This is a genomic window from Acidovorax sp. GW101-11A03, assembly GCF_059424825.1.
The window spans coordinates 1-4,341 of the sequence record NZ_JBWKZU010000122.1 but is presented as its reverse complement, the minus strand read 5'-3'; the positions used below and the strand labels follow the sequence as shown (position 1 = coordinate 4,341).

General features: G+C 70.5%; 5 protein-coding genes. 2 read left to right on the top strand and 3 right to left on the bottom strand.

Annotated features, from left to right (window positions below):
• From AC07Z7_RS24810 to AC07Z7_RS24800, 3 genes are all read right to left on the bottom strand, one after another.
• A partial coding sequence (locus tag AC07Z7_RS24810; protein ID WP_494768008.1) for a serine hydrolase occupies nt 1-521 on the bottom strand: 521 nt, incomplete at its 3' end.
• A 101-nt stretch (nt 522-622) separates the two neighbouring features.
• Nucleotides 623-2,035, bottom strand: coding sequence for a sensor histidine kinase (locus tag AC07Z7_RS24805; protein WP_494768007.1), 1,413 nt, complete (start codon nt 2,033-2,035; stop codon nt 623-625).
• Entirely contained in the window at nt 2,032-2,688 is a 657-nt protein-coding gene (locus AC07Z7_RS24800; RefSeq protein WP_110960945.1) for a response regulator, read from the bottom strand. Before AC07Z7_RS24800 ends, AC07Z7_RS24805 begins: the two co-directional genes overlap by 4 nt.
• A 148-nt stretch (nt 2,689-2,836) precedes the next feature.
• Here AC07Z7_RS24800 and AC07Z7_RS24795 point away from each other — a divergent pair, with 148 nt between their 5' ends.
• Nucleotides 2,837-3,511: a response regulator gene (locus tag AC07Z7_RS24795; protein WP_063459706.1), complete on the top strand. Its 675-nt coding sequence runs from the start codon at nt 2,837-2,839 to the stop codon at nt 3,509-3,511.
• An 80-nt stretch (nt 3,512-3,591) separates the two neighbouring features.
• A partial coding sequence (locus tag AC07Z7_RS24790; protein ID WP_494768006.1) for a sensor histidine kinase N-terminal domain-containing protein occupies nt 3,592-4,341 on the top strand: 750 nt, incomplete at its 3' end.

The following is a 4,341-nucleotide window of genomic DNA, read 5'->3' as shown; positions in this document are numbered from 1 at the left end:
TTCACGAACAGGTCCACGTCTTCGATGGCTGAAAAACCCATCACCCCGGCGCGGTGGTCCAGCAGGTCGCGCAGCGTGATCTGCTGGTAGGCGGACAGGGCGCTCCGTGCCAGCTCGGGCAAGGTCTGGGCCAGCGTGCTGTCCCAGCGCAGCAGGCCCTGGTCCACCACACTCGCGGCCGCGCAGGCCGTCATGGCCTTGGTGTTGGAGCCGATGGCCATCAGGTCGCCGGTGGCCAGGGGCGCATTGCCCCCCAGGCGGCGCAGCCCCGCGACGGCTGTGCGGACCTGGCGCGGGTCTGCCCACCCGGCTGCTGCGCCCACCACGCCCTGCTTCACCAGCCCTTGCGCCAGAGTCTGCACCCGCTTGTGGGCTTCGCGGGGACCGTCGTCGTCGCCACCGCCGCAGGCGGTGAGCACACTGCCCAGCGTGGACAGGCCTGCAGCGGCCAGCCAGTGGCGGCGCGAGAGAAGGGGGGCGCTGCGCGCCGTGGACGGGGTAACAAGGCGGGTAGGGTTCATGGCATCTCGTGAAGTGAAGAAGATGCCGGGATTGTTGAAACGCCAACCTTGGGCAAACCCAAAGATCTGTGTGGGGAATGACGGCGGCCGGGTACGGGTTGTCAGCCCGCCACCGGCCAGCGCAGCGTGAAGCCTACGCCCCGTCCGTACAGCCCCGGCCCCAGGCGGACCTGCCCGCCCAGGTGGCCGATGGCCTGCTGCGCAATGGTGAGCCCCAGGCCCGATCCGCTGCTGCGCGCGCGGGGCGAGCGCCAGAAGCGCTCGAACACCCGGTCTTGCTCACCGGCCGCTATGCCCGGGCCGTCGTCCGCAATCCAGACCACCACGTCGCCGCCCTCCTGCCGCACCCGCAACTGCACCTCGCGCCCTGCGCCCGGGCCACAGCCGTGCTTGAGCGCGTTGTCCAGCACATTGCCCAGGGCGGACCAGAGCAGCTGGCGGTCCAAGGGCAGCTCCAGCGTGTCCGGGCCATCGAGCGACAGCTCCACGCCCAGACCCTCGGCCCAGCCCGCGCGCTCGGCCAGGCAGTCCTGCAGCAGCGCCATCAGGTCCTGGGGCGCGGTGGGGTGCAGCACGGGGGCTTCTTCCAGGGCTGCCAGCGTGAGCAGCTGTTCGCTCAGGTGCGCGGCGCGCTGCACGGCGCGCGTCAGCGCCTCGCTGGCCTGCGCGCGTGCGGGGCCTTCGGGGGCTTGCGCCAGCACATGGGCCTGGGTGGCGATGACGGCCATGGGCGTGCGCAGCTCGTGGGCCGCGTCGTGCACCAGCGCCTTTTCGCGCGCCAGGTGGGCCCGCAGGCGGGCCAGCAGCTGGTCGAACGACTGGGCCAGGCCGTGCAGCTCGCGCTGGGGTGGCAGGTGCTGCAGCGGCTGCAGGTCATGGGCCGAGCGCGCGGCGATCTGGGCATCCAGCCGCGCCAGCGGGCGCAGCCCCGTGCGCACGGCCAGCCACAGCGGCAGGCCCACCAGCGGCAGCGCCAGCAGCACCGACGCCGCCAGGTCTTCGCCCATGAAGCCCAGCAGCCGCGCATCGGCCAGGCGGGGCTCGGCCACCACCACGCGCCAGGGGCCAGTGCTTTCCCATGCCACCCAATGGGGTGTGCCGGCCACGTCCATCGCGGCATGGCCTGCGTCGCCTGCCAGCACCACCGCGTGCACACCGTCCGTGCTGCTGTGCAGCAGCTGGCCTGTGCGGTCCTGCAGCTGCAGCAGCACCGAAGTGCCCTGCAGCAGATCCACCTCTGCGCGCATGGCGTTGAGGGAGTGGGCCATGCCGTGCACCAGCGCGCGGGCCTCGGCGGGCTGGTCCAGCGCGGCCAGCGCCCCCGCCAGCCCCTGCGCGAGCTGGCGCACGCCGGGGTTGGTGTCCATGGCGCTGTAGTGGGTGATGGCCGCCTGGCCCAGCAGCACCAGCCACACCAGCGCCATGGCCGCGAGCAGCGCCAGCAGAGTGCGGCGCATGAGGCTCGGGCCCCACCAGCCGCGTGGGGGCGCGGGGGTTTCGGTCGGTGGTGTCATGGCTGCAGCCGGTAGCCCACGCCACGCACCGTGACCACGCGCTCTGCGCCGATCTTCTTGCGCAGGTTGGAGACATGCACCTCCAGCGTGGCGGCGTCCAGCGCGTCGCCCAGGGGTTCGAGCCGCTGGGCAAGCACGTTCTTGGCCACCACCTTGCCGGGTTCTCGCGCCAGCTCCACCAGCAGCCGGAACTCGCGCGGCGACAGCGCCAGGGGCTCGTCGCCCACCCAGGCCTCGTGCCGCCGGGGTGCCAGGCGCAGTGCGCCCAGCGTCCATTCCTCGCTGGCCTGGCGCGCACTGCGCCGCAGCACGGCGTGCAGGCGCGACAGCAGTTCGGGCACGTCGAAGGGCTTGAGCACGTAGTCGTCGGCGCCGCCATCCAGGCCGTCGAGCCGGTCCTGCAAGGCGGTGCGGGCCGTGATCACGATCACCGGCAGGCTGAGGCCCGCGCGGCGCCAGCGGCGCAGCAGCGCCATGCCCTGGCCGTCGGGCAGGGTCAGGTCCAGCAGCACGGCGGCGACCTCGTTGGCGTCGGGCAGGGGCGGCGTGGCGGCCACGCTGCGCAGCCATTGCACCGTGAAGCCGCCCTGCTGCAGGGCTTGCAGCAGGGCCTGGCCCAGGTCCAGGTCGTCTTCGATGAGCAGGATGTGCATGGCCGCCATTTTCCGTGCCCCCAGCTTGCAGCCAGCCAAAGGCGCCGGACAGGGAGTTGGCGTCTTGGGCGCCCTAAAATCCTCGCACAGGCAGACAATGACGACACAGGCCCGCCCACGGGCCGCACCACCCAAGGAGACAGTCCGCATGCGCATCCTCATTGCCGAAGACGACCAGGTGCTGGCCGATGGCCTGCTGCGCACCCTGCGGGCCTCGGGCGCCGTGGTGGACCATGTCGCCAGCGGCACCGAGGCCGACGCGGCCCTGATGACCAACAACGAGTTCGACCTGCTCATCCTGGACTTGGGACTGCCCAAGATGCATGGGTTGGAAGTGCTGAAAAAGTTGCGCAGCCGGGGCTCGGCGCTGCCGGTGCTCATCCTCACCGCCGCCGACAGCGTGGAAGAGCGCGTGAAGGGCCTGGACTTTGGCGCCGACGACTACATGGCCAAGCCCTTCAGCCTGCAGGAGCTGGAAGCGCGTGTGCGCGCCCTCACGCGCCGGGGCATGGGCGGCACCAGCAGTTCCATCAAGCACGGCCCGCTGGTGTACGACCAGGCCGGCCGCGTGGCCACCATCGACGGCAAGATGATTGAGCTGTCGGCGCGCGAGCTGGGCCTGCTGGAGGTGCTGCTGCAGCGCGCGGGCCGCTTGGTGAGCAAGGAGCAGCTGGTGGAGCGCCTGTGCGAGTGGGGCGAAGAGGTGAGCAACAACGCCATCGAGGTCTATATCCACCGTCTGCGCAAGAAGATCGAGGGCGGCCCCATCCGCATCGCCACCGTGCGCGGTCTGGGCTACTGCCTCGAAAAAATTCCTGGGTAGTATGAAATTGATAGCTATCAAAGCATGATGGATGCGCGGTAGCGGCCAATTTTCTTCAAAAAACCAGCACGGCAAACGCCTTGAAGATCTTTCAGCGAGAGCAGCGCTCCCTGTTCGGCGAGATCCTCGACTGGATGCTCACGCCGCTGCTGCTGCTGTGGCCCGTGAGCCTTGCGCTGACCTGGCTGGTGGCGCAGGGCCTGGCCAACAAGCCGTTCGACCGTGCGCTCGAATACAACGCCCACGCGCTTGCCCAGCTGGTCACCGTGGCGGGCGATGCCGTCCAGTTCAACCTGCCCCAGCCCGCCAGCGAGATCCTGCGCGCCGACGACTCCGACATCGTCTACTACCAGGTCATCGGGCCGGGCGGCGAGTTCCTGTCGGGCGAACGCGAGCTGCCCGAGCCCGCGGCCGACGAGGTGCCCCTGTCGGGCGAGGTGCGCCTGCGCGACGCCGAGATGCGTGGCATCGAGATCCGCGTGGCCTACATCTGGGTGCGGCTGCCGCTGCCCGGCACCCCCATGGCGCTGGTGCAGGTGGCCGAAACGCGCGAAAAACGCAGCGTGCTGGCCACCGAAATCATCAAGGGCGTGATGCTGCCGCAGTTCGTCATCCTGCCGCTGGCCGTGCTGCTGGTGTGGCTGGCGCTGGCGCGCGGCATCCAGCCGCTGAACCAGCTGGAGCAGCGCATCCGCGCCCGCAAGCCCGACGACCTCTCGCCGCTGGACGACCGCACCGTGCCCCTGGAGGTAGCGCCGCTGGTGGCGTCGGTGAACGACCTGCTCCAGCGGCTGAGTGACTCCCTGGCCACGCAAAAGCGCTTTCTGGCC